The organism is Streptomyces sp. NPDC006551, assembly GCF_040611675.1.
Taxonomy (GTDB): domain Bacteria; phylum Actinomycetota; class Actinomycetes; order Streptomycetales; family Streptomycetaceae; genus Streptomyces.
The window spans coordinates 338272-359683 of the sequence record NZ_JBEXOT010000001.1; the positions used below are offsets into that span (position 1 = coordinate 338272).

The following is a 21412-nucleotide window of genomic DNA, read 5'->3' on the forward strand; positions in this document are numbered from 1 at the left end:
TGGGAACCGATCCGGTTCTGCCGGTGTATCGAGGGTGTGAGGACGCTGGCGGGGGGCCCGGGTCGTCGTGGACAGTGCCGAGGCCGCGGTGATCGCACGGGTACGCGCCGGGGAGGCGGCGGCGTACGCGTCGCTGGTCCGCGCGCACACGGCGGTCGCGCTGCGGGCGGCGGTGGCGTGCGGCGCGGGCGCGGAGGCCGAGGACGTGGTGCAGCAGGCCTTCTTCAAGGCGTACCAGTCGTTGGGGCGCTTCAAGGAGGGGGCGGCGTTCCGTCCGTGGCTGCCGCGGATCGTGGTCAGTGAGACGAGGAACACAGTGCGCCCGGCGGGCCGGCAGCGGGCGGTCGCGGGGCGGGAGGCGGAGCTGCTCGCCTCCGAGCCGCTGATACCGGAAGGGGCGGATCCGGCGGTCGCGGCCGAGGAGCGGGAGAGACGCCGTCAGCCGCTCGCGGCGCCGGGCGCCGCGCTGGCTTCGAGCCGCTGACGCCCGGCACGCTCGGCGCCCCGGACGCGGTGTCGGTCACGGGGTCGGCCGAGCGTGGCCGGGCGGTGATCAGCCTGTGCTGGAGCCGGGAGGCCGGACGGTCCGGCTGGACCAGTTCCCGGCCCGGCTGGACCTCGATTTCGGCAAGCGGGTCCCGACGCATCCGGATGGCCGGGACGGCGGCGGGGGTGTCAGACCGGCAGGCCCGGCGCCGGGTAGGCCGACATCAGCTCCGCGACCTCGGCGCGGATCGTGAGGAGGGCGTCCTCGTCGCCGGAGCCCGCCGCCGCGACGCCGCGGTCGATCCAGTCGGCGACCTGCGCCATGTGTTCCGTACCGAGGCCACGGGAGGTGAGGGAAGGGGTGCCGATACGGACGCCGGAGGGGTCGAAGGGCTTGCGGGGGTCGTAGGGGACGGTGTTGTAGTTGACGACGATCCCGGCCCGGTCGAGGGCCTTCGCGGCGGCCTTGCCCGGGACCTCCTTGGGGGTGAGGTCCATCAGGATCAGATGGTTGTCGGTGCCGCCGGAGACGAGGTCGAAGCCGCGGGCGAGCAGCGCTTCGGCGAGGGCCCGGGCGTTGGCGACGACCGCGTGGGCGTAGTCACGGAAGGAGGGCTGGGCCGCCTCGTGCAGGGCGACGGCGATGGCGGCGGTGGTCTGGTTGTGCGGGCCGCCCTGGAGGCCGGGGAAGACGGCCTTGTCGAGGGCCTTGGCGTGCTCCTCGCGGGACATCAGCATGGCGCCGCGCGGTCCGCGCAGCGTCTTGTGGGTGGTCGTGGAGATGACGTCGGCGTGCGGCACCGGGGAGGGGTGGGCGCCACCCGCGATCAGGCCGGCGATGTGGGCGACGTCGGCGACGAGGACGGCGCCGGCCTCACGGGCGATCTCGCCGAAGGCGGCGAAGTCGATCGTGCGGGGCAGCGCGGTGCCGCCGCAGAAGATCACCTTCGGGCGTTCCTTGAGCGCGAGGTCACGGACCTGGTCGAAGTCGATGAGCCCGGTGTCCTGGCGTACGCCGTACTGCACGCCCCGGAACCACTTTCCGGTCGCGGAGACGCCCCAGCCGTGGGTGAGGTGGCCGCCCATGGGCAGGGCCATGCCCATCACCGGGTCGCCGGGCTCGGCGAAGGCGAGGTAGACGGCGAGGTTGGCCGGGGAGCCGGAGTAGGGCTGGACATTGGCGTGGTCGACGCCGAAGACGGCCTTGGCGCGCTCGACGGCGAGGGTCTCGACCTGGTCGATGTTCTGCTGGCCCTCGTAGTAGCGGCGGCCGGGGTAGCCCTCGCTGTACTTGTTCTGCAGGACGGTGCCGGAGGCTTCGAGCACGGCCTGGGAGACGTAGTTCTCGCTGGGGATCAGCCGCAGGGTCTCGGCCTGCAACCGCTCCTCGGCGCCGACGAGCGCGGCGAGTTCGGGGTCGGCGGCGGACAGCGCGGGGTGGTGGACGGGGTGGTTCACGGCGTTCCTCCGGGCGTTCGGCGGATCCCGGGGCACTGCGTCGCATCGCGGCGCCACACGGGAATGGGGTCCCGTGGTGCCCAGGCGGGCGGCACCTCGTGTGGTCTGCCGCGCACGGCTCCCCCGGGGTCGCTTCCCCGTACGCCAGTCGCCGTGCGTGTTTCCAGCCTATCGGGCGCGCCGTCACCCAGGTTTCTTCGTCCGTCATCCGACCGACGATAAGAAAGGGGGCCACACCCACCCCAGGGCCGCAGGACGAACGGAGAACCCGTGTCGAGGACGCAAGACGCGATCGCTTCCGCGGAGGCGCGCAGCGCACACAACTACCACCCCCTGCCCGTCGTGGTCGCCTCGGCGGACGGGGCCTGGATGACCGATGTCGAGGGACGCCGCTATCTCGACATGCTCGCCGGTTATTCGGCGCTCAACTTCGGACACGGCAACCGCCGGCTGATCGACGCCGCGCGGGCGCAGCTGGAGCGCGTGACGCTCACGTCGCGGGCGTTCCATCACGACCGTTTCGCGGAGTTCTGCACGCGGCTCGCGGAGCTGTGCGGCAAGGAGATGGTCCTGCCCATGAACACGGGCGCGGAGGCGGTCGAGACGGCCGTGAAGACCGCGCGGAAGTGGGGGTACGAAGTCAAGGGCGTGCCGGACGGGCACGCGAAGATCGTGGTCGCGGCGAACAACTTCCACGGCCGTACGACGACGATCGTGAGCTTCTCCACGGATCACGAGGCGCGGGACCACTACGGCCCGTACACCCCGGGGTTCGAGATCGTTCCGTACGGCGATCTCACGGCGATGGAGGCCGCGGTCACCGAGAACACGGTCGCGGTGCTCCTGGAGCCGATCCAGGGCGAGGCGGGGGTGCTGGTGCCGCCGGCCGGTTATCTGCGCGGGGTGCGGGAGTTGACCCGGGCGCGGAACGTGCTGTTCATGGCGGACGAGATCCAGTCGGGGCTCGGCCGGACCGGGAAGACCTTCGCGTGCGAGCACGAGGGCGTGGTGCCGGACGTGTACATCCTGGGCAAGGCGCTGGGCGGCGGCGTCGTCCCGGTCTCCGCGGTGGTGGCGGACCGCGACGTCCTCGGGGTGTTCCGGCCGGGTGAGCACGGCTCGACGTTCGGCGGCAATCCGCTGGCCTGCGCGGTGGCCCTGGAGGTGATCGCGATGCTGCGGACCGGCGAGTACCAGCAGCGCGCGACCGAGCTGGGCGAGCATCTCCACGCCGAGCTGGGGCTGCTCGTGGGCGGAGGAGCCGTGGAGGCGGTGCGCGGCCGAGGACTGTGGGCGGGGGTGGACGTCGTCCCGTCCCGGGGCACGGGCCGGGAGATCTCGGAGAGGCTGATGGCCCGGGGGGTGCTGGTGAAGGACACGCACGGTTCGACGATCCGGATCGCTCCCCCGCTCGTGATCAGCAAGGAGGACCTGGACTGGGGCCTGGAGCAGTTGCGGACGGTCCTGTCGGACTGAGCGGACACGGCGGAAGGAGGGACGCCGGGGCGGCTGTCACGTACAGCGCTCCGGCGGCCCGTCCGCTCCGGGTCTCAGAGGATGACGTGCGGCAGGAAGCGGGCGTACTCGTCCGTGATCAGGCCCGCCGACTCCCGGATGCCGAGCCCGGCCGCCTCGTCCTCGACGACCCACGCCCCGAGCACGACCCGGTTGCCGTCGAAATCCGGCAGGGGGCACAGCTCCTGGTAGCAGCAGGGCTCTTCGCGTACGACGGCCGGGGCGCCGGGCTCGTGGATCGTGACGCCCGCGCCCTCGCGGCCGAGGAGCGGCTTGGCGACGTAGCCGCCGTGCGCGGCGAGTTCGCGCGGGCCGTCCAGGTAGGCGGGCAGCAGGTTCGGGTGCCCCGGGTACAGCTCCCACACCACCGCGAGCAGCGCCTTGTTGGACAGGAGCATCTTCCAGGCGGGCTCGATCCAGCAGGTGGTTCCGGTGCCGCCGCCGTTGTCGAGGGTGTCGAGGACGTAGGGGCCGAAGCGGTCCGTGGTCAGCCACTCCCACGGATAGAGCTTGAAGCAGCTGCGGATGAAGCGGAGCCGGTCGTCCACGAACCGCCCCGAAAGACGGTCCCAGCCGATGCGTTCGACCGACAGGGCCTCTGTGTCGAGTCCGGCCTGCTGGGCGGTCTCGCGCAGATACGCGACCGTCATCAGGTCCTCGCCGAGCTCGTCCCCGTCGGAGTGGACGAAGTGGACCGGGCTGCCGGGCGGCAGCAGCGCCGCCTGCCGCTTCCAGGCGTCGACGAGCCGCTCGTGGAGGGAGTTCCACTGGTCGGCGCCGGGGAAGCGCTCCTCCATCCAGAACCACTGCGGGCTCGCCGCCTCGACGAGGGACGTGGGGGTGTCGGCGTTGTACTCCAGCATCTTGGCCGGGCCCGTGCCGTCGTAGCGCAGGTCGAAGCGGCCGTAGAGGGAGGGAAGTTCGGCCCGGCGGTGCCAGGACTCGGCGACGAGGGAGGCGAGCCGGGGATCGGTCAGGCCCAGATCGGCGAAACGGTCCTTCTCGACGATGTGGGCGGCCGCCGCCAGGCACATGGCGTGCAGCTCCTCGACGACCTCCTCCAGCGCCTCGACCTCGGGGAGGGTGAAGGAGTAGTACGCGCTCTCGTCCCAGTAGGGGCGCAGCGAGCCGTCGGGGTAGCGGGTCAGGGGGTAGACGAGTCCCTGCTCCTCCACGGTCCGCTGCCAGCCGGGGCGGGGTTCGATGGTGTGGCGTTCCATGAGGGTGTGTCAGCCGCCGCCGGAGCCGGAGCAGCCGAAGCCGCCGGTGTCGACGGCCGACTTGTCGAAGCTGCCGCCGCTGACCCTGTTGTCGCTCACGCTGCCGCCGTAGTAGTACGTGCCGCGCGTGGAGCTGCCGCTGCGGCTCTCGCACTCGTAACTGGGCAGCTTCTCCCGGGTCAGCGGGTCGACGCACCGCTTGTCCGGCTCGGATCCACAGGAGGTGATCGTCGCCGCGAGCACCCCCATGCCGCCGAGCACCACGGTGCTCGACCTCAGCCTGCGCATGTCCGTCCTCCCCATCCCGTGTCGCGACCGCACAGTGTAGGCCGAGCGGTGTGTGCGCTACGGCAGCACCCGGCACAGCGCCCCCAGCGCCCCCGCCCAGCCGCTGTCGGGAGGTGTCGCGTAGCCGACGACCAGGCCGTCGAGCGTCCTGGGCACGTCGGGGTGGCGGAAGCGGTCGAGGCCGAGGACGGCGAGGCCGTGCCAGGCGGCGGACCGCAGGACGTCGGGCTCGGACCCCGGTCGGAGTCGCAGGACGGCGTGGAGACCGGCCGCGATGCCGCTCACCCGCGTGTCCGGGGAGTGTGCGGCCACCGCCGCCACCAGCTCGTCCCGCCGCCGCCGGTACCGCAGCCGCATCGCCCGTACATGGCGGTCGTACGCCCCCGAGGCGAGGAACTCCGCGAAGGTCAGCTGTTCCAGCGCACTGGACATCCAGTCCACCGTCCCCTTGGCCGCCGCGACCTCGTCCACCAGGCTCTCCGGCAGCACCATCCAGGCCAGCCGGAGCCCCGGCGCCAGGGACTTGCTGGACGTCCCCATGTAGACGACCCGCTCGGGGTCGAGGCTCTGGAGGGCGCCGACGGGCTGGCGGTCGTAGCGGAACTCGCCGTCGTAGTCGTCCTCCAGGACGAGGCCGCCCGAGCCGCGCGCCCAGTCGATGACGGCGGCCCGCCGGTCCGGAGGGAGGGCGCCCCCGAGCGGGAACTGGTGGGCGGCCGTCATCAGGACCGCGCCGACGTCCTTCATCCCGCCCAACTCCTCGGTGCGGGTGCCGAGTCCGTCGAGGGGCAGCGGCTGCAGCCGCAGCCCCGCGCCGGTCAGCACGTCCCGGTGCACGGAGAGCCCGTACGACTCGACCGCCACCTCCCGCACCTTCCCCCTACGCCCTGAGGGCGTGGGGGGACCCCCAGCCCGCAACACCTGTCCCATCAGCATCAGCCCGTGCACGAACCCGGAGCAGATCACGATCCGCTCCGGCCGCGCGTACACGCCCCGCGCCCGGGCCAGGTACTCGGCCAGCACGGTGCGCAGTTCGATCCGGCCGCGCGGATCGCCGTAACCGAACGCCTCGTGCGGCGCGGCCGTCAGCGCGCGCCGCGACGCCTTGAGCCACTCGGCGCGCGGGAAGGACGCGAGATCGGGCACGCCCGGCTTCAGGTCGTACGCCGGGCGTGCGGTGACCGGGCGGGCCGGCGCCGGCCGCGCGCCGGGCCCGGCCGCCGGGCGCGGGGCGGCCCGCCGGGCGACCCGCGTCCCGGAGCCCTGCCGGGCCGTGAGCCAGCCCTCGGCGACCAGCTCGGCGTAGGCGTCGGCGACGGTGTTACGGGCCACCCCGAGGTCGGCGGCGAGCGAACGCGACGACGGCAGCCGTACGCCCGGCTCCAGACGGCCGCTGCGGATCGCCTCCCGCAGGGCGTCCATCAGCCCCGTGCGCAGCTTGGGACCGCGGAGTTCCAGATGGAGGTCGGCCCCGAAAGTGGCCCAGCCATTCACCATGGAAATGGACCATACTCCCCGGCCATCCGGCTCGTACGGTGATCAGCATGACCACGATCGCGCACGACGCCGCACCGACCGGATACGCCCACGAGCACGCCCCCCGCCTCGCCCTCGCCGAGCTGGTCCCGGACTTCTACCGGGCGATGGTCCGGCTGGAGGCCGCTGCCGCGAAGGACCTCGACCCCACTCTGTACCACCTGATCAAGCTCCGGGCCTCGCAGATCAACCACTGCGCCTTCTGCATCGACATGCACAGCAAGGACGCGCTGGCGGAGGGCGAGTCGATCGAGCGGATCGTCCAGTTGTCCGCGTGGGAGGAGTCGCGCCACTTCTACACGGAGCGCGAACTCGCCGCGCTGGCGCTGACGGAGGCCGTCACCGTCCTCACCGACGGCTACGTCCCCGACGAGGTGTACGCGAAGGCGGCGGCCCACTTCGACGAGACCGAACTCGCCCGGGTCATCGCAGGAATCACCGTCATCAACGCCTGGAACCGGATCGGCGTCACCACCCGCATGACCCCCGGCCACTACGTCGCCGGGCAGTACCGGAAGTGAGCGCCGGCGCTCGGGCGGAGGCACCGGGCGACGCGAAGCGCCCCCGGCCCTGAGGACCGGGGGCGCTTCGCTCACTCAGTGCGGCGGGCTCAGATGAGGCCGAGCTCGCGGACCGCGTCGCGCTCCTCGGCCAGCTCCTGGACCGAGGCGTCGATGCGGGCGCGGGAGAACTCGTTGATGTCCAGGCCCTGGACGATCTCGTACTTGCCGTCCTTGCAGGTGACGGGGAAGGAGGAGATCAGGCCCTCCGGGACGCCGTACGAGCCGTCCGACGGGATGCCCATGGAGGTCCAGTCGCCCTCGGCGGTGCCGTTGACCCAGGTGTGGACGTGGTCGATGGCAGCGTTCGCGGCCGAGGCGGCCGAGGAGGCGCCACGGGCCTCGATGATCGCGGCGCCGCGCTTGGCGACGGTCGGGATGAAGGTGTCGGCCAGCCAGACCTCGTCGTCGACGACCTCGGCGGCGTTCTTGCCGGCGATCTCCGCGTGGAAGATGTCCGGGTACTGGGTCGCCGAGTGGTTGCCCCAGATGGTGAGGCGCTTGATGTCGGAGACGGCGGCGCCGGTCTTGGCGGCCAGCTGCGAGATCGCGCGGTTGTGGTCCAGGCGGGTCATCGCGGTGAAGCGCTCGGCCGGCACGTCCGGGGCGGCGGCCTGGGCGATCAGGGCGTTGGTGTTGGCCGGGTTGCCGACGACGAGGACCTTGATGTCGTCCGCGGCGTTGTCGTTGATGGCCTTGCCCTGCGGCTTGAAGATGCCGCCGTTGGCGGAGAGCAGGTCACCGCGCTCCATGCCCTTGGTGCGCGGGCGGGCACCGACGAGGAGGGCGACGTTGGCGCCCTCGAACCCCTTGTTCGGGTCGTCGAAGATGTCGATGCCGCGCAGCAGCGGGAACGCGCAGTCGTCGAGCTCCATGGCGGTGCCCTCGGCGGCCTTGAGGCCCTGCGGGATCTCGAGGAGGCGCAGCTTGACCGGCACGTCCGCGCCGAGCAGGTGGCCGGAGGCGATGCGGAAGAGCAGCGCGTAGCCGATCTGGCCGGCCGCGCCGGTCACGGTGACATTCACGGGAGTGCGGGTCATGGCGATCTCCGTAAGACAGCTGGCGGTGGGGGTCCCTGCCCCTGATCCTGGACGTCTCTCTTGATCGATCGGTGTCTCGATGTGAAGAGATATCCAGCGGTCAGGCTATCCGACCCGGGCCCGGTCGAACCCCCACCCCCTTGTGGTCCGGCTCACTGCCACCCGACTGCCTCCCCGTGTGCGCACCGGAGGTACCGGAATGGTCACCTCCGTGCCACAGGCCGCTGACGCCCCTTGAAGCCCTGTTGGCGCGTACATGACCCTGAATACCAGACGGCGCCCGTCCTCCCTCGGGGGAGAGGACGGGCGCCGTCGTTCGTTCCGAACCGGACCGGACTCTCAGGTGATCGTGAGGTGGAGGACGTCCTCCAGGAACGGGATCCTCAGCCACGGGGCCGGTTGCACCATGAGCGCGAGCAGCACGATGAGGGTGCCCATCAGCCCGTACGTGATCATGTCGGTGAAGCGCGACCGCACGGCGAGCATCCCCACCGAGGGCAGCGCGCGGCGCAGTCCGGCGCCGGTGAGCAGGGCGACTCCGACGAGGAGCGTGCCCACCCGGAACGACTGCGGGAACAGGTCGGTCCCGACGACGAGCAGGCCCAGGGCGGCCAGCCCCAGGACCGTGAGCAGCGGCCACTGCCGGGCCGGCGCGGGCGCGTCACCGGCCGCGGCACGTCCGCCGCCCTCCGGCCGCGCGGTGTCGGTGGTCATGGCGGGCGGCCGCCGGGACCGCGCGGAAGCAGCGCCTGTGGCGGCCTGCGCCCCGGCGGCGCGGGACCCTTCGATGCCGGGCTCATCGACACCGAGTCCGTCGACACCGGCCCCTTCGGCGGCGGCCTCCGGCCCGGGAGCGTCCACGGCCTCCGGCCCGGGCGCACCCGCCGCACCCGCCGCACCCGCGTTCGGCTTCGCACCGCCCCGGGGAGCCTTGGGCACCGGCCGCCGGGAGTCGCCCACGCCGTCGGCCCCGGCCCCGTCCGAAGCGGGGGTCCGGGCGGCCATCGTCAGAGCGCCGCGGCCGCGCGCTCGGCGGCCTCGACGACGTTGACCAGGAGCTGCGCCCGGGTCATCGGGCCCACGCCGCCGGGGTTCGGGGAGATCCAGCCGGCGACCTCGGCGACCCCGGGGTGCACATCGCCGACGATCTTGCCCTCGCCGTCGCGCGAGACGCCGACGTCGAGCACGGCCGCGCCCGGCTTCACGTCTTCCGGCCTGATCAGGTGCCCCACACCGGCGGCCGCGATGACGATGTCGGCCCGGCGCAGGTGCGCGGCCAGGTCCTTGGTCCCCGTGTGGCACTGCGTCACGGTCGCGTTCTCCGAGCGGCGGGTCAGCAGCAGCGGCATCGGGCGGCCGATCGTCACTCCGCGGCCGACCACCACGACCTCGGCGCCCTTGATCTCCACTCCGTGCCGGCGCAGCAGCGTGATGATGCCGTTCGGCGTGCACGGGAGCGGCGCGGGCTCGTTCAGGACGAGACGGCCGAGGTTCATCGGGTGCAGACCGTCCGCGTCCTTGGCCGGGTCCATCAGCTCCAGGACGCGGTTCTCGTCGATGCCCTTGGGCAGCGGGAGTTGGACGATGTACCCCGTGCACGCGGGGTCCTCGTTGAGCTCCCGTACGACGGCCTCGATCTCCTCCTGGGTCGCGGTGGCGGGCAGTTCACGCTGGATGGAGGCGATCCCGACCTGCGCGCAGTCGCGGTGCTTGCCGGCGACGTACTTCTGGCTGCCCGGGTCGTCGCCGACCAGGATCGTGCCGAGGCCGGGCGTGACGCCCTTCTCCTTCAGCACCGCCACGCGGGTGGTGAGATCGGACTTGATCGCGGCTGCGGTGGCCTTGCCATCGAGAATCTGGGCGCTCATGCGGCCATCCTCCCGGATGAACCCTGCCTTGTTCCAATTCGCCGCCGACGGACCCCCGGCGCGCGGATCTTGAGGTTGCACTTGCACAACACCCGCGCCACCGACTGGACAAAAAGTCGACGTTGCGACGACGATGATCCGCGCAGTGTCGCGGCAGCGCAGGGGGGCGGACCGCTCGAAATCAGTGATGTTCCTCCGCTCGGACCGCACAGTCCCCGCACCACCCCCACGGAGGAAACCCGTCATGAGCTTCGGTGAACCGAACAACCCGTACGGCCAGCAGCCGCAGCAGCCCCAGCAGCCCCAGGGGCAGCCGGGTTACGGCTACCCGCAGCAGGCCCCGCAGGGTGTGCCGCCGCAGTACGGGTACCCCCAGCAGCCCGCCCAGCCGTACGGCGCGTACCCGCAGGCCCCGCAGTACTCCCAGGCTCCGATGGGCTACGGCGCCATGCCCCCGCTGGCGCACTGGGGCTGGCGCGTCCTGTCCCGGCTGATCGACAGCGCGGTCCTGCTCGGCCCGTTCTACCTGCTGTCCGGCATCGGCGCGGCGGTGGGTGGCAGCGAGGGCAGCGCCGCCGCGACCATCCTCGGTCTGATCGGCTTCCTGTACCTGGTCTTCATGTTCTTCTTCCAGATCTACAAGGAAGGCTCCACCGGGCAGACGATCGGCAAGAGGGCCGTCGGCACCCGCACGCTGCGCGAGTCGGACGGCCGCCCGCTCGGCTTCGGCATGGCGTTCGTGCGTCAGCTGGCCCACTTCCTCGACGGCATCGCCTGCTACATCGGCTACCTGTGGCCGATCTGGGACTCGAAGAAGCAGACCTTCGCCGACAAGGTGTGCAGCACCCTGGTCATCAAGGAGAACGGCTGACAGCGGCCGCTCCCCGCAGCCGAAGGGCCCCCGGTTCGACGAACCGGGGGCCCTTCGCCGCTTCCTCCGCGCGAACGCCGCGGCGCTCGCCGGTCAGGCGCGCCGGAGCACCACGAAGTGTCCCGCCTGGAACGACACCTCGTAGCGCGCCTCCGGATGCAGCGACGCCGCCAGTTGGACCGGGTCCGCCACCGGTTGCGACCAGCCCGAGGCGAGGTCGAAAGCCAGGTAGTCGGGGGTGACGCCCTTCGCACCGCCGACCCAGTAGACCGTGTGGTCCGCGGTCAGATGCGCCATGAGCGTCACGTTGGTCTCCACGCTCGCCCCCTCGGGCACCGCGTCCACGGCCTTGCGCGCCTCCAGCGTCCGGGTGTCCGTGCGGTACGTCTCCGGTCGCAGCAGGTCCCGCAGCGGCAGGTCCAGGGCGAGCACGATCGAGACGGCCGTGACGACGGGGACGACGACCTTCCCGTACGAGACGAGCCAGCCGCGCGGCGAGGTGCGGACGGCCCGGACGGCGTCGACCAGGGCGAGGAAGACGACCGGCATCAGGATGGCGCTGTAGTGCCAGAGCATCCCCCAGTGGTTCGGGTCCTGGGAGAGGAAGCGCCAGCCGAGCGTCGGCAGCACGAGCAGCATCAGCGGGGAGCGCAGGGCGAGGAAGCCGGTGATGCCGACGAGGAAGAAGAGCATCTCCCACTTCTCGCCGGCGCCGAGCGAGGTGAGCAGCACCTCGGTGAAGGGGACGTCCGTGCCCGCGCTCGACTTCTCGATCTTGGCCCAGTAGTCGTACTGGCCGACGCGGCTCGCGGCCGGGATCAGGACCAGGACCGTCAGGGCGAAGGCGGCGACGCCGAAGGCGGCCAGGGCCGCGCCCAGCCGGCGGCCGCCGCGCAGGAAGAGGACCGCGCCGACCATGGCGACGGTGAGCCCCATGTCCTCCTTGACCAGGACGAGGGGGGCGGACCAGGCGACGGCGGCGGTCCAGCGTCCCAGGAGCAGGGCACGGCAGGTCAGGGCGAGCATCGGGACGGCGAAGGCGATCTCGTGGAAGTCGGATTTGACCGCTTCCTGAAGGCCCCAGGACAGGCCGTAGGCGACGGCGAGGCCCAGGCCCGCGGCCCGGCTGCCGAGCACCTGCTGGGCGGTACGGCCCACGACGGCGGCGGACGCGGCGAAGAGCGCGGCCTGGGCGAGGAGGAGCGCGAGCGGGGAGGACCAGATCCAGTACAGGGGCGCCAGGAGGGCGGTCACCGGACTGAAGTGGTCCCCGAGTATGAGGAAGCCGGGGCCCTTGATGTCGACGATGGGCGCGCGGAGCTCGGAGTAGGCCCGGACGGACTGCTCGAAGATCCCGAGGTCCCAGGAGGGGGTGCGGAACCGCTCGTACTGCACCCAGGAGTAGAGGAAGTAGAGGACGCCCAGGGCCCCGGCGAGGAGCGCGTACGGGCGGACGGGGACGCCGGGCCGGCTCTCCTCCGCCCGGGCGCGGGCGGTCTCCCGGCCGGCCGTCTCGGGGGCGGAGGTCGCCGTCGCGGCCCCGTTCTGCACATCCAACACCGCGAGCCCCCAGTACCAGCCGCCGACGAAAGAGCAACCCATTAGACCAGAGAGCCCAAGGCCGGTGGAATCGCCGATCATGGGCAGGGCCCGCCGGTACGTTCGCGTACCGGCGGGCCCTCGGCCCGTTCGCGGATCAGTGGAAGAAGTGGCGCGTGCCCGTGAAGTACATCGTCACGCCCGCCTTCTTCGCCGCCTCGATCACCAGCTCGTCCCGGACCGATCCACCCGGCTGCACGACCGCCTTGACGCCGGCCGCCGTGAGGATCTCCAGGCCGTCGGGGAACGGGAAGAACGCGTCCGACGCGGCGTACGCGCCGCGCGCCCGCTCCTCGCCCGCGCGCTCGACCGCGAGCTTCGCGGAGTCGACGCGGTTGACCTGGCCCATGCCGACGCCGACCGAGGCGCCGTCCTTGGCGAGCAGGATCGCGTTGGACTTGACCGCGCGGCAGGCCTTCCAGGCGAAGGCGAGCTCGGCGAGCTCCTCGGCGGACAGGGCCTCGCCGGTCGCCAGGGTCCAGTTCTCCGGCTGGTCGCCGTCGGCCTGGAGGCGGTCGGTGACCTGAAGCAGCGCACCGCCGTCGATCGGCTTGACCTCGACCGGGTTGGCCGGAGCGCCCTCGGCGCGCAGAACGCGGATATTCTTCTTCCTGGCCAGGATCTCGACCGCGCCGTCCTCGTACGCCGGGGCGACGATGACCTCGGTGAAGATCTCGGCGACCTGCTCGGCCATCGCCACGGAGACCGGACGGTTGACCGCGATCACACCGCCGAACGCCGACAGCGGGTCACAGGCGTGCGCCTTGCGGTGGGCCTCGGCGACGTCGGCGCCGATCGCGATGCCGCACGGGTTGGCGTGCTTGATGATCGCGACGCAGGGGTCGGAGTGGTCGTACGCGGCCCGGCGCGCGGCGTCGGTGTCCGTGTAGTTGTTGTACGACATCTCCTTGCCGTGCAGCTGCTCGGCCTCGGCGAGGCCGCCCGTGCCGTCGACGTACAGCGCGGCGCCCTGGTGCGGGTTCTCGCCGTAGCGCAGCACGTTGTTCCGCTCGTACGTGGCGCCCAGGAAGTCGGGGAAGCCCGAGTCGTCGACGGCGGCGTAGTCGTCGGCGAACCAGGAGGCGACGGCGACGTCGTACGCGGCGGTGTGCTGGAAGGCCTCGGCGGCCAGGCGCTTGCGGGCGGCGAGCTCGAAGCCGCCCTCACGGGCCGCGGTGAGCACGTCGGCGTAGCGGGCCGGGCTGGTGACGACCGCGACGGAGGGGTGGTTCTTGGCGGCGGCGCGGACCATCGAGGGGCCGCCGATGTCGATCTGCTCGACGCACTCGTCGGGGGAGGCGCCGGAGGCGACGGTCTCCTTGAACGGGTAGAGGTTCACGATCACCAGGTCGAAGGGCTCGACGCCCAGCTCGGCGAGCTGGTTGCGGTGGTCCTCCAGGCGCAGGTCGGCGAGGATGCCGGCGTGCACGCGCGGGTGGAGGGTCTTCACCCGGCCGTCCAGGCACTCGGGGAAGCCGGTCAGCTCCTCGACCTTGGTGACCGGGACGCCCGCCGCGGCGATCTTCGAGGCGGTGGAGCCGGTGGAGACGAGGGAGACACCCGCCTCGTGCAGACCGCGGGCCAGCTCCTCCAGGCCGGTCTTGTCGTAGACGCTGACGAGTGCGCGGCGGATGGGGCGCTTCGTACCTTCGGCGGTCACGGGATTGTTACCTTTCGTCCCTCAATGCGGTAGCCGTGCCGGGCCAGACGCCCCACGACCTCGACGAGCAGCGAACGCTCGACTTCCTTGATGCGCTCATGGAGAGCGGCTTCATCGTCCTCGTCCCGGACCTCGACCACGCCCTGGGCGATGATCGGGCCGGTGTCGACACCGTCGTCGACGAAGTGGACGGTGCATCCGGTGACCCGCACCCCGTAGGCGAGTGCGTCACGCACTCCGTGGGCACCGGGAAAACTGGGCAGCAGCGCGGGGTGCGTGTTGACGATCCGGCCGCCGAAACGGGAGAGGAATTCCTTCCCGAGGATCTTCATGAAGCCCGCCGAGACGACGAGGTCGGGCTCGTGGGCGGCGGTGGCCTCGGTGAGCGCGCGGTCCCAGTCCTCGCGGCCGGCGTGGTCCTTCACCCGGCACACGAAGGTGGGCAGCCCGGCGCGCTCGGCGCGCTCCAGGCCCGCGATGCCCTCGCGGTCGGCACCGACGGCGACGATCTCGGCGCCGTACCCCTCGGGGTCGGCGGCGATGGCGTCGAGCAGGGCCTGGAGGTTCGTGCCGGACCCGGAGACCAGGACGACGAGGCGGGCGGCGGCCACTGAGTCACTCTTTCCGTGGGTGTTTGTGTGGTCGTACGAACGAATCGTGCCCCTCGATACGGGGAACCCTACGAATGGCCCGAACGTCAGCAACGATACCGGCACACCGGACGGCCCCCACGGGACGGGGGCGTGGCCGGGAGGTAGCGTCTGGGATCGACGCCAGATGAGACATCCGTTGAGACAGCACGTGCGGCCGTACGTGAGATCGCACGTGAGACCGCAGTTGCGACGACAGAGGGAAGACGTTCAGCAGATGCCGGAACGCCAGTCGACGGACGACAACAATCCGTTCGCGCCGCCGCCCGAGGGGCAGCCGGACCAGCCGTGGCAGCCGCGGCGGCCGGAGGGCTCGGACGACGACTCGTCGTCCGATTCTTCGGGATCCTCCGGATCCTCCGGGGGTCGCTGGAGCAGCCGCCAGCCCGGCCGCTCCTCCGACGGCTGGGGTCGCCGCCCCGAGCGCCCGACGGGCCAGGGCGGCCCCGGAGAGGGCCAGGGTCCCGGCCTGAAGTGGGACCCGACGGACCCGGCACAGCGACGGGCGCGCTACGCGCTGCTCGCGGGCATGTGGGCGTTCTTCTTCGCCATCTTCGAGATCCAGGAACTGGCGCTGCTCCTGGGCGCCCTGGCCCTGTACTGGGCGGGCAGCGCCCTGCGCGCCAAGCCGAGGACGGCCGCGGCCACCGACCCGTCCACCCCGCCGGCTCCCGCCGCTCCGGCCGCCACCGGTCCTGGCGCCCGGACCGCTCCGGCCCGCGCTCAGCGCACGGCGGCCATCAGCGGTCTGGTGGCCGCAATCCTGTCCCTGCTGATCGTCGCGGGCGGCTTCACCCTCCAGCTCGTCTACCGCGACTTCTACACCTGCACCGACGACGCCCTGACCAGGTCGGGCCAGCTGGCCTGCAACGACCTGCTGCCGGAACCGCTGCGGGACGTCTTCGGGGTACGGGACTGACCTCCGGCTCCACTCGTCCACACGCGAGGGCGCCCGCGCTGGGCCACGCCTCTACGCGAAGGGCGCGGGGCGCTCGGGCGGCGGCGGGGGCGCGGGCGGAGTCGCGGGGAGCGGCGGGACCGGCGCGGGCGCCGTCGTCGGGAGCGGCGGGGCGGGCGCGGGCACCGTCGTCGGGAGCGGCGGGACCGGCGCGGGCGCCGTCGTCGGGAGCGGCGGGGCGGAAGGGGGCGGCGGAGGCGGCTCCCAGGCCGCCGGAAGATAGTCGTACGGCTCGAAACCGGAGTCGCCGTCCTCCTCGGACTCCCGGCGTCCGGCGGCTCCGTCCGGCACCGGCTCCGAGGCCGGCCCGAGCCCCGGCGCCGGAGCCGAGGCCGCCGGACCGGGGGCCCCGGCCGGGACCACCGGTCGCGGCCGGGGCTCCCGCCGCGCCCAGGCCCGTACCCCCAGCGCCGTCGGCACGCCCACCACCACGCTCCACAGCACCGCCGCGGCCCCCGTCTGCCACCACACCGGGCCGAAGTCCGCCAGCCGGCCAGACCCCAGCGGGCCGCCGGCGACGGCCGCGAGCACCGCCATCGCCGCTCCGCACAGCCCGGCGGCCGGCAGGACCGTCAGCGCCGCCTCCCGGGCCCTCCACAGCCGCGCGGACCGTCCCACGCTCCAGCCCAGCGCGAGCGCCGCCGCCAGCGGCACCGCCACCGCGACCCACTGGGGCCAGGAGCCCTGGCCTTCGGCGGGCAGCGCGGCCAGCAGGGGGAACGGCGGAACGGCCGCCGCGCCCGTGAGTTCCAGCGGTGTCGCCACGGCGCCGGTGCCCAGCGCGAAACCGGGCCCGAGTCCGTACGCCGCACCCCAGACGGCCGCGTTCGGCAGCAGCGTCACGGCGAGGAGCAGCACGGAGACCCGCCCCGACCAGTCCCTCGCGAGGTCCGTGAAGGACTCCCCCGTCGCGCCCGCGTGCCAGCCCAGGGAGACGCCGACCAGGACCGCTCCGCCGCCGAGCAGGGCGACCAGGGCCGGCGCGGCCGACCGCAGCGCCACGGCCGCCTGCTCCCGCTCCGGCAGGGGCCGCCCGACCGCGGTCCAGACGCCGAGCCCCGCCGACGCCACCACGACGGCGGGCGGCCACAGCGCGGTCGTGAGCGGGTCGGGTGACAGCGGACCGCTGGCCGCGTAGACCACGACACCGGCCGCGACCAGCAGATACCCGGCGGTGACCGCGGCCACCGCGCCGCCCCGGGAGGGCTTCGGACGGTCCGCGCCCGATTCCAGCGTGTCCCGGGCGGCGCGGTGCGCCAGCCAGCCCGGCAGAGCCATCAGCAGCAGCGGGGAGACCCCGAGGGGCGCGGGCGCTCCGGACAGGGTGTCGGCGCGTACGAGGTCGGCGCCGTGGGCGAGCAGCCAGAGCCCGGCGGCCGTGTGCAGCGCCCCGCCCGGCCCGCTGTCCGGGTACGGGGAGCCGATCCAGGCCGCCATGACCAGCACCGCCAGCGCGCCGAGCCCGAGCCCCGCCGCGGCCCCGCCCCGCACGCAGGCGGTGACCAGCGCGGCGGAACGGCCGCCCCGCACCAGCGGCTCGGCCGGCGACATGGGGCGCTCGGTCATTTCGGTCACGCGCCCATGCTGCCAACGACACGCGCTTTTCACGCGTAACAGGCAAACCGCCGTGGTGTCGCTCAATATACGTTTATGTACTTTTCCGCCCAGAGGAGCTCTGCGGGAGGTCGACACCGATGAGTCAGACGAGTCGGAGCACCGCCGATTCCGTCTCCTCCGCCGCGCTGCCCTCGCCGAAGGAGCGGCGCAGACTGCGGGAGGCCCTGGCCCTGAGCGAGGACCAGGTCGCCGAGGCCATGGGTGTCACCCGGGCCACCGTCCGGTCCTGGGAGACGGGACGGACCGACCCACGGGGACGGAAGCGGGAGGCGTACGCGAAGCTTCTCGGCGCGTGCGAGGACGAGTCCACGCCCCCCCGTGCGGACCCGGCGCCCCTCGCGGAGGCGCCCCGCCCCGCGCCCGAGCCCCTGGCGCGCACCAAGACCGTCGCGACCACCCGGCCGAAGACGGCGGTCAAACGGGCCGCCAAGCCCCCGAAGACTCCCGGTCCGACCGCCGCGGCACCCGTTCCGGGCCGCAAGGCGGCCCAGAAGCCGCTGGAACGCCTGAAACCCGCGGGGGAGGTCCGGTCGGTCCTGGCCGCCCATGAGGCCGAGCCGGCGCCGTCCGCCGCGGTCACCCGGACCATGACGGAGCCCGCCCCCGAGGACGCGGCAGATTACGCCCCCGACATGGGCGCCGAGCGCCCGGCGGAGCCCGCCGCGCAGCGCTCCTCCCTCACTCCGGAGGAGGCCTTCGACGCGCTCTACGCCTACGCCGCCCCCGCTCTCGTCCACCAGACCTACCTGCTCACCGGCCGCCGCCGGCTCTCCCGGGAGTCCGTGGAGCGGGCCTTCCACCACGCCTGGCAGCACTGGCCCGAGATCGCGGTCGACCGGGACCCGGTGGGGTGGGTGCGGGCGGCCGCGTACGAGTACGCGCTCTCCCCCTGGCACCGCCTGCGCCGCGCGCACAGGCACCCCGACGCCCTGCCCACCGAGGCCGGGCGGCGGGCGCTGCTCACGGCCCTGCTGGAGCTGCCGCCGCCCTACCGCCGTACCGTCCTGCTCTACGACGGGCTCGGCCTCGACCTGCCGGACACGGCCGCCGAGACCGAGGCGAGCACCCCCGCCACCGCCCACCGGCTGATGCACGCCCGTACCGTCATCGGGCAGCGCGTGACCCAACTCGCCGACCCGGACGCCCTGCACAGGCGGCTCGTCGCGCTGGTCACCGAGGCGCCGACGGCGACGCTCCCGGCGGCCAGGAGCGTACGGACGAAGAGTGAGCGGCGTGCGCGGCTGTGGACCCGGGCGGCGCTCGGCACCACGGCGGCGCTCATCGGGTTGACGGCCTTCACCGCCGCCACCGCGCCGACCCAGTACCTCCCGGTCCACGCCCCCGGCGAGACGGTCAACGGCGTCCCGGTCCGTGGCGGCTCGCCGAAGCTCACCCCGGAGGACAAGGAGTTGCGGGAGATGCTCCGTGCCCGGCCGCACCCCGGCCCGGAGCGGCTGGTCCCCGCCCCGCACTGACCCCCGTACGCGAGAGGGCCCCGCCCTTCCCGGAGACCGGGAAGGGCGGGGCCCTCTCACCTGTGCGGCAGTCTGGTTCAGCCCGCGAGAATGGCGCGCGCCAGCTTGGCCGTCTCCGTCGGCGTCTTGCCGACCTTGACGCCGGCGGCCTCGAGGGCCTCCTTCTTCGCCTGGGCGGTGCCGGAGGAGCCGGAGACGATGGCGCCGGCGTGGCCCATGGTCTTGCCCTCGGGCGCGGTGAAGCCCGCGACGTAGCCGACGACCGGCTTGGTGACGTTCTTCGCGATGAAGTCGGCCGCACGCTCCTCGGCGTCGCCGCCGATCTCACCGATCATGACGATCAGGTCGGTGTCGGGGTCCGCCTCGAACGCCGCGAGGGCGTCGATGTGCGTCGTACCGATGACCGGGTCGCCACCGATGCCGACGGCGGACGAGAAGCCGATGTCACGGAGCTCGTACATCATCTGGTACGTCAGCGTGCCGGACTTCGAGACCAGGCCGATGCGGCCCGGCTTCGTGATGTCGCCCGGGATGATGCCGGCGTTGGACTGGCCGGGGGTGATGAGACCCGGGCAGTTGGGGCCGATGATCCGGGTCTTGTTGCCCTTCGACTGCGCGTACGCCCAGAAGGCGGCGGAGTCGTGGACGGCGATGCCCTCGGTGATGACGACGGCCAGCGGGATCTCGGCGTCGATCGCCTCGACCACGGCGGCCTTGGCGAACGCCGGCGGGACGAAGAGGACGGAGACGTTGGCGCCCGTCTTCTCCATCGCCTCGGCGACGGTGCCGAAGACCGGGACCTCGGTGCCGTCGAAGTCGACGGACGTGCCGGCCTTGCGCGGGTTCACGCCACCGACGATGTTGGTGCCGTCACCCAGCATGAGCTTGGTGTGCTTCATGCCCGTGGCACCGGTCATGCCCTGGACGATGACCTTGCTGTCCTTGGTGAGGAAGATAGCCATGGTGTGCTGTGACCTCGTCCCTTACTTCGCAGCCGCGAGCTCGGCGGCCTTGTCGGCCGCGCCGTCCATGGTGTCCACGCGCTGCACGAGCGGGTGGTTCGCGTCCGAGAGGATCTTGCGACCCAGCTCGGCGTTGTTGCCGTCGAGGCGCACGACCAGCGGCTTGGTGACCTCTTCGCCCTTGCTCTTGAGGAGCTCCAGGGCCTGGACGATGCCGTTGGCGACCTCGTCACAGGCGGTGATGCCACCGAAGACGTTGACGAAGACGGACTTGACGTCCGGGTCGCCCAGGATGATCTCCAGGCCGTTCGCCATGACCTCGGCGGAGGCGCCGCCGCCGATGTCGAGGAAGTTGGCCGGCTTCACGCCGCCGTGGTTCTCACCGGCGTACGCGACGACGTCCAGGGTCGACATCACCAGGCCGGCGCCGTTGCCGATGATGCCGACCTCGCCGTCGAGCTTGACGTAGTTGAGGTTCTTGGCCTTGGCAGCAGCCTCGAGCGGGTTGGCTGCGTCCTTGTCCTCGAGCGCCTCGTGCTCGGGCTGACGGAAGTCGGCGTTGGCGTCCAGGGACACCTTGCCGTCCAGGGCCAGGACGTCGCCGGAGGCGACCTTGGCCAGCGGGTTCACCTCGACGAGGAGCGCGTCCTCGGCGATGAAGGTGTCCCACAGGGTCACGAGGATCTCGGCGACCTTCTCGGCCACGTCGGCCGGGAACTGCGCCTGCGCGACGATCTCGCGCGCCTTCTCGATGGTGACGCCCTCGTTGGCGTTGACCGGCACCTTGGCGAGCTTCTCGGGGGTCGTCGCGGCGACCTCCTCGATGTCCATGCCGCCGGCGACCGAGGCCATGGCCAGGAAGGTGCGGTTGGTGCGGTCGAGGAGGTACGAGACGTAGTACTCCTCGAGGATTTCCGGAGCGGTCTCCGCGATCATCACCTTGTGGACCGTGTGGCCCTTGATGTCCATCCCGAGGATGTCCGTCGCGCGGGCGACGGCCTCGTCCGGGGTGGCGGCCAGCTTCACGCCGCCGGCCTTGCCGCGGCCGCCGACCTTCACCTGCGCCTTGACGACCGACTTGCCGCCAAGACGCTCGGTGGCCTCGCGCGCCGCCTCAGGCGTGTCGATGACTTCACCGGCCAGCACCGGTACACCGTGCTTGGCGAAGAGGTCCCTCGCCTGGTACTCGAACAGGTCCACGCGCGTCCGTCCCTTTTCTGATGATCGCGGTTCGTTGTCTGCGTGGGCGTGCCGCGAAGGGCAACGTGACTGCGCTGTCACAAGGGAGGCGTACACGGTGTCCGTGGACGCGGCATGTCCGTCTCGCAGGTTATCCCCGAGGGACGTGGGTCCCTAAATCGCAGATCACACCGGAGCGGTGATACGGGTCACAGATCGTAGGGGGTGCGGGGCTGTCCGTAGGGGCGCAGCCCGGGGCCCGTGAGGCCCAAGTGGCAGGCGGGGGCCGGGCTTCACGGACCTCACGACGCGCCCTGCCCCGGGGTGAGGGGCTCCCGGGAGGTGGTGTGATATGGGCCTCAGTACCGTGTGCGGCGTCCGGCCGAATGGTGGCGGGGCTACGGAATCCGCAGCCCGGACGGCCCTTCTCGCCGGCTTCCGCGAGCCTCCCGACGGCCCGTCGCGCCGAC

18 protein-coding genes, 1 pseudogene and 1 riboswitch are annotated in these 21412 nt (G+C 72.5%); of the genes and pseudogenes, 6 read left to right on the forward strand and 13 right to left on the reverse strand.

Going from position 1 to position 21412, the window contains the following annotated elements; genetic code table 11:
• Window positions 1-45: 45 nt before the first annotated feature.
• Window positions 46-436 (forward strand): annotated as a pseudogene (locus ABZY12_RS01475) (sigma factor); the annotation flags it as partial.
• Between the two features lie 239 nt (window positions 437-675).
• Here the strand turns inward: ABZY12_RS01475 and glyA are convergent.
• Entirely contained in the window at window positions 676-1944 is a 1269-nt protein-coding gene (glyA, locus tag ABZY12_RS01480) for a serine hydroxymethyltransferase (protein WP_356885913.1), read from the reverse strand.
• Window positions 1945-2015: 71 nt separating this feature from the next.
• Window positions 2016-2106, reverse strand: a riboswitch (ZMP/ZTP riboswitch).
• Window positions 2107-2214: 108 nt separating this feature from the next.
• Here glyA and rocD point away from each other — a divergent pair.
• The gene (gene rocD, locus ABZY12_RS01485; protein ID WP_356885915.1) at window positions 2215-3420 is read left to right on the forward strand and encodes an ornithine--oxo-acid transaminase; all 1206 of its coding nucleotides are present in this window, start codon (window positions 2215-2217) and stop codon (window positions 3418-3420) included.
• Between the two features lie 74 nt (window positions 3421-3494).
• On the opposite strand, the gene ABZY12_RS01490 is transcribed toward rocD, so the two are convergent.
• The 3 genes from ABZY12_RS01490 to ABZY12_RS01500 are packed head-to-tail and all read right to left on the reverse strand — an operon-like array spanning window position 3495 to window position 6464.
• Window positions 3495-4679 carry a glutathionylspermidine synthase family protein gene (locus tag ABZY12_RS01490; protein WP_356885917.1) on the reverse strand — a complete coding sequence of 395 codons (1185 nt, stop codon included), beginning with the start codon at window positions 4677-4679 and terminating at the stop codon, window positions 3495-3497.
• 9 nt (window positions 4680-4688) lie between these two features.
• Window positions 4689-4967 (reverse strand): hypothetical protein, encoded by a 279-nt coding sequence (locus ABZY12_RS01495; RefSeq protein ID WP_356885919.1) that lies wholly within the window; start codon window positions 4965-4967, stop codon window positions 4689-4691.
• 57 nt (window positions 4968-5024) lie between these two features.
• Complete coding sequence (locus ABZY12_RS01500) at window positions 5025-6464, reverse strand: PLP-dependent aminotransferase family protein (RefSeq protein WP_356885921.1); 1440 nt, start codon at window positions 6462-6464, stop codon at window positions 5025-5027.
• Between the two features lie 47 nt (window positions 6465-6511).
• Between ABZY12_RS01500 and ABZY12_RS01505 the strand changes: the two genes are divergently transcribed.
• Window positions 6512-7024, forward strand: a complete 513-nt coding sequence (locus tag ABZY12_RS01505) for a carboxymuconolactone decarboxylase family protein (protein ID WP_356885923.1) — start codon at window positions 6512-6514, stop codon at window positions 7022-7024.
• An 89-nt stretch (window positions 7025-7113) separates the two neighbouring features.
• Here ABZY12_RS01505 and ABZY12_RS01510 read toward each other — a convergent pair whose 3' ends face one another.
• The 3 genes from ABZY12_RS01510 to ABZY12_RS01520 all read right to left on the reverse strand — a co-directional run bounded on the left by ABZY12_RS01510 (window position 7114) and on the right by ABZY12_RS01520 (window position 9971).
• Window positions 7114-8103: a malate dehydrogenase gene (locus ABZY12_RS01510; RefSeq protein ID WP_356885925.1), complete on the reverse strand. Its 990-nt coding sequence runs from the start codon at window positions 8101-8103 to the stop codon at window positions 7114-7116.
• A 339-nt stretch (window positions 8104-8442) separates the two neighbouring features.
• The gene (locus ABZY12_RS01515) at window positions 8443-9108 is read right to left on the reverse strand and encodes a DUF3017 domain-containing protein (protein ID WP_356885927.1); all 666 of its coding nucleotides are present in this window, start codon (window positions 9106-9108) and stop codon (window positions 8443-8445) included.
• Window positions 9109-9110: 2 nt separating this feature from the next.
• Complete coding sequence (locus ABZY12_RS01520) at window positions 9111-9971, reverse strand: bifunctional methylenetetrahydrofolate dehydrogenase/methenyltetrahydrofolate cyclohydrolase (RefSeq protein ID WP_356885929.1); 861 nt, start codon at window positions 9969-9971, stop codon at window positions 9111-9113.
• A 244-nt stretch (window positions 9972-10215) separates the two neighbouring features.
• Between ABZY12_RS01520 and ABZY12_RS01525 the strand changes: the two genes are divergently transcribed.
• The gene (locus ABZY12_RS01525; RefSeq protein ID WP_356885931.1) at window positions 10216-10842 is read left to right on the forward strand and encodes an RDD family protein; all 627 of its coding nucleotides are present in this window, start codon (window positions 10216-10218) and stop codon (window positions 10840-10842) included.
• Window positions 10843-10935: 93 nt separating this feature from the next.
• Here ABZY12_RS01525 and ABZY12_RS01530 read toward each other — a convergent pair whose 3' ends face one another.
• The 3 genes from ABZY12_RS01530 to purN all read right to left on the reverse strand — a co-directional run bounded on the left by ABZY12_RS01530 (window position 10936) and on the right by purN (window position 14712).
• Window positions 10936-12444 carry a DUF2079 domain-containing protein gene (locus tag ABZY12_RS01530; RefSeq protein WP_356885933.1) on the reverse strand — a complete coding sequence of 503 codons (1509 nt, stop codon included), beginning with the start codon at window positions 12442-12444 and terminating at the stop codon, window positions 10936-10938.
• Between the two features lie 94 nt (window positions 12445-12538).
• Complete coding sequence (purH, locus tag ABZY12_RS01535; RefSeq protein ID WP_356885935.1) at window positions 12539-14101, reverse strand: bifunctional phosphoribosylaminoimidazolecarboxamide formyltransferase/IMP cyclohydrolase; 1563 nt, start codon at window positions 14099-14101, stop codon at window positions 12539-12541.
• Window positions 14098-14712 (reverse strand): phosphoribosylglycinamide formyltransferase, encoded by a 615-nt coding sequence (purN, locus tag ABZY12_RS01540; protein ID WP_356885937.1) that lies wholly within the window; start codon window positions 14710-14712, stop codon window positions 14098-14100. Before purN ends, purH begins: the two co-directional genes overlap by 4 nt.
• A gap of 256 nt (window positions 14713-14968) precedes the next feature.
• Between purN and ABZY12_RS01545 the strand changes: the two genes are divergently transcribed.
• Entirely contained in the window at window positions 14969-15670 is a 702-nt protein-coding gene (locus tag ABZY12_RS01545; protein WP_356885939.1) for a hypothetical protein, read from the forward strand.
• Window positions 15671-15721: 51 nt separating this feature from the next.
• Here ABZY12_RS01545 and ABZY12_RS01550 read toward each other — a convergent pair whose 3' ends face one another.
• On the reverse strand, window positions 15722-17275 hold the full coding sequence (locus tag ABZY12_RS01550) for a DUF6350 family protein (protein ID WP_356886276.1): 1554 nt from the start codon (window positions 17273-17275) through the stop codon (window positions 15722-15724).
• A 128-nt stretch (window positions 17276-17403) separates the two neighbouring features.
• Here ABZY12_RS01550 and ABZY12_RS01555 point away from each other — a divergent pair, with 128 nt between their 5' ends.
• Window positions 17404-18801 carry a sigma factor-like helix-turn-helix DNA-binding protein gene (locus ABZY12_RS01555; RefSeq protein ID WP_356885941.1) on the forward strand — a complete coding sequence of 466 codons (1398 nt, stop codon included), beginning with the start codon at window positions 17404-17406 and terminating at the stop codon, window positions 18799-18801.
• A 77-nt stretch (window positions 18802-18878) separates the two neighbouring features.
• On the opposite strand, the gene sucD is transcribed toward ABZY12_RS01555, so the two are convergent.
• Window positions 18879-19763 (reverse strand): succinate--CoA ligase subunit alpha, encoded by an 885-nt coding sequence (sucD, locus tag ABZY12_RS01560; protein WP_356885943.1) that lies wholly within the window; start codon window positions 19761-19763, stop codon window positions 18879-18881.
• A 21-nt stretch (window positions 19764-19784) separates the two neighbouring features.
• Complete coding sequence (sucC, locus tag ABZY12_RS01565) at window positions 19785-20963, reverse strand: ADP-forming succinate--CoA ligase subunit beta (RefSeq protein WP_356885945.1); 1179 nt, start codon at window positions 20961-20963, stop codon at window positions 19785-19787.
• Between the last annotated feature and the right edge of the window lie 449 nt (window positions 20964-21412).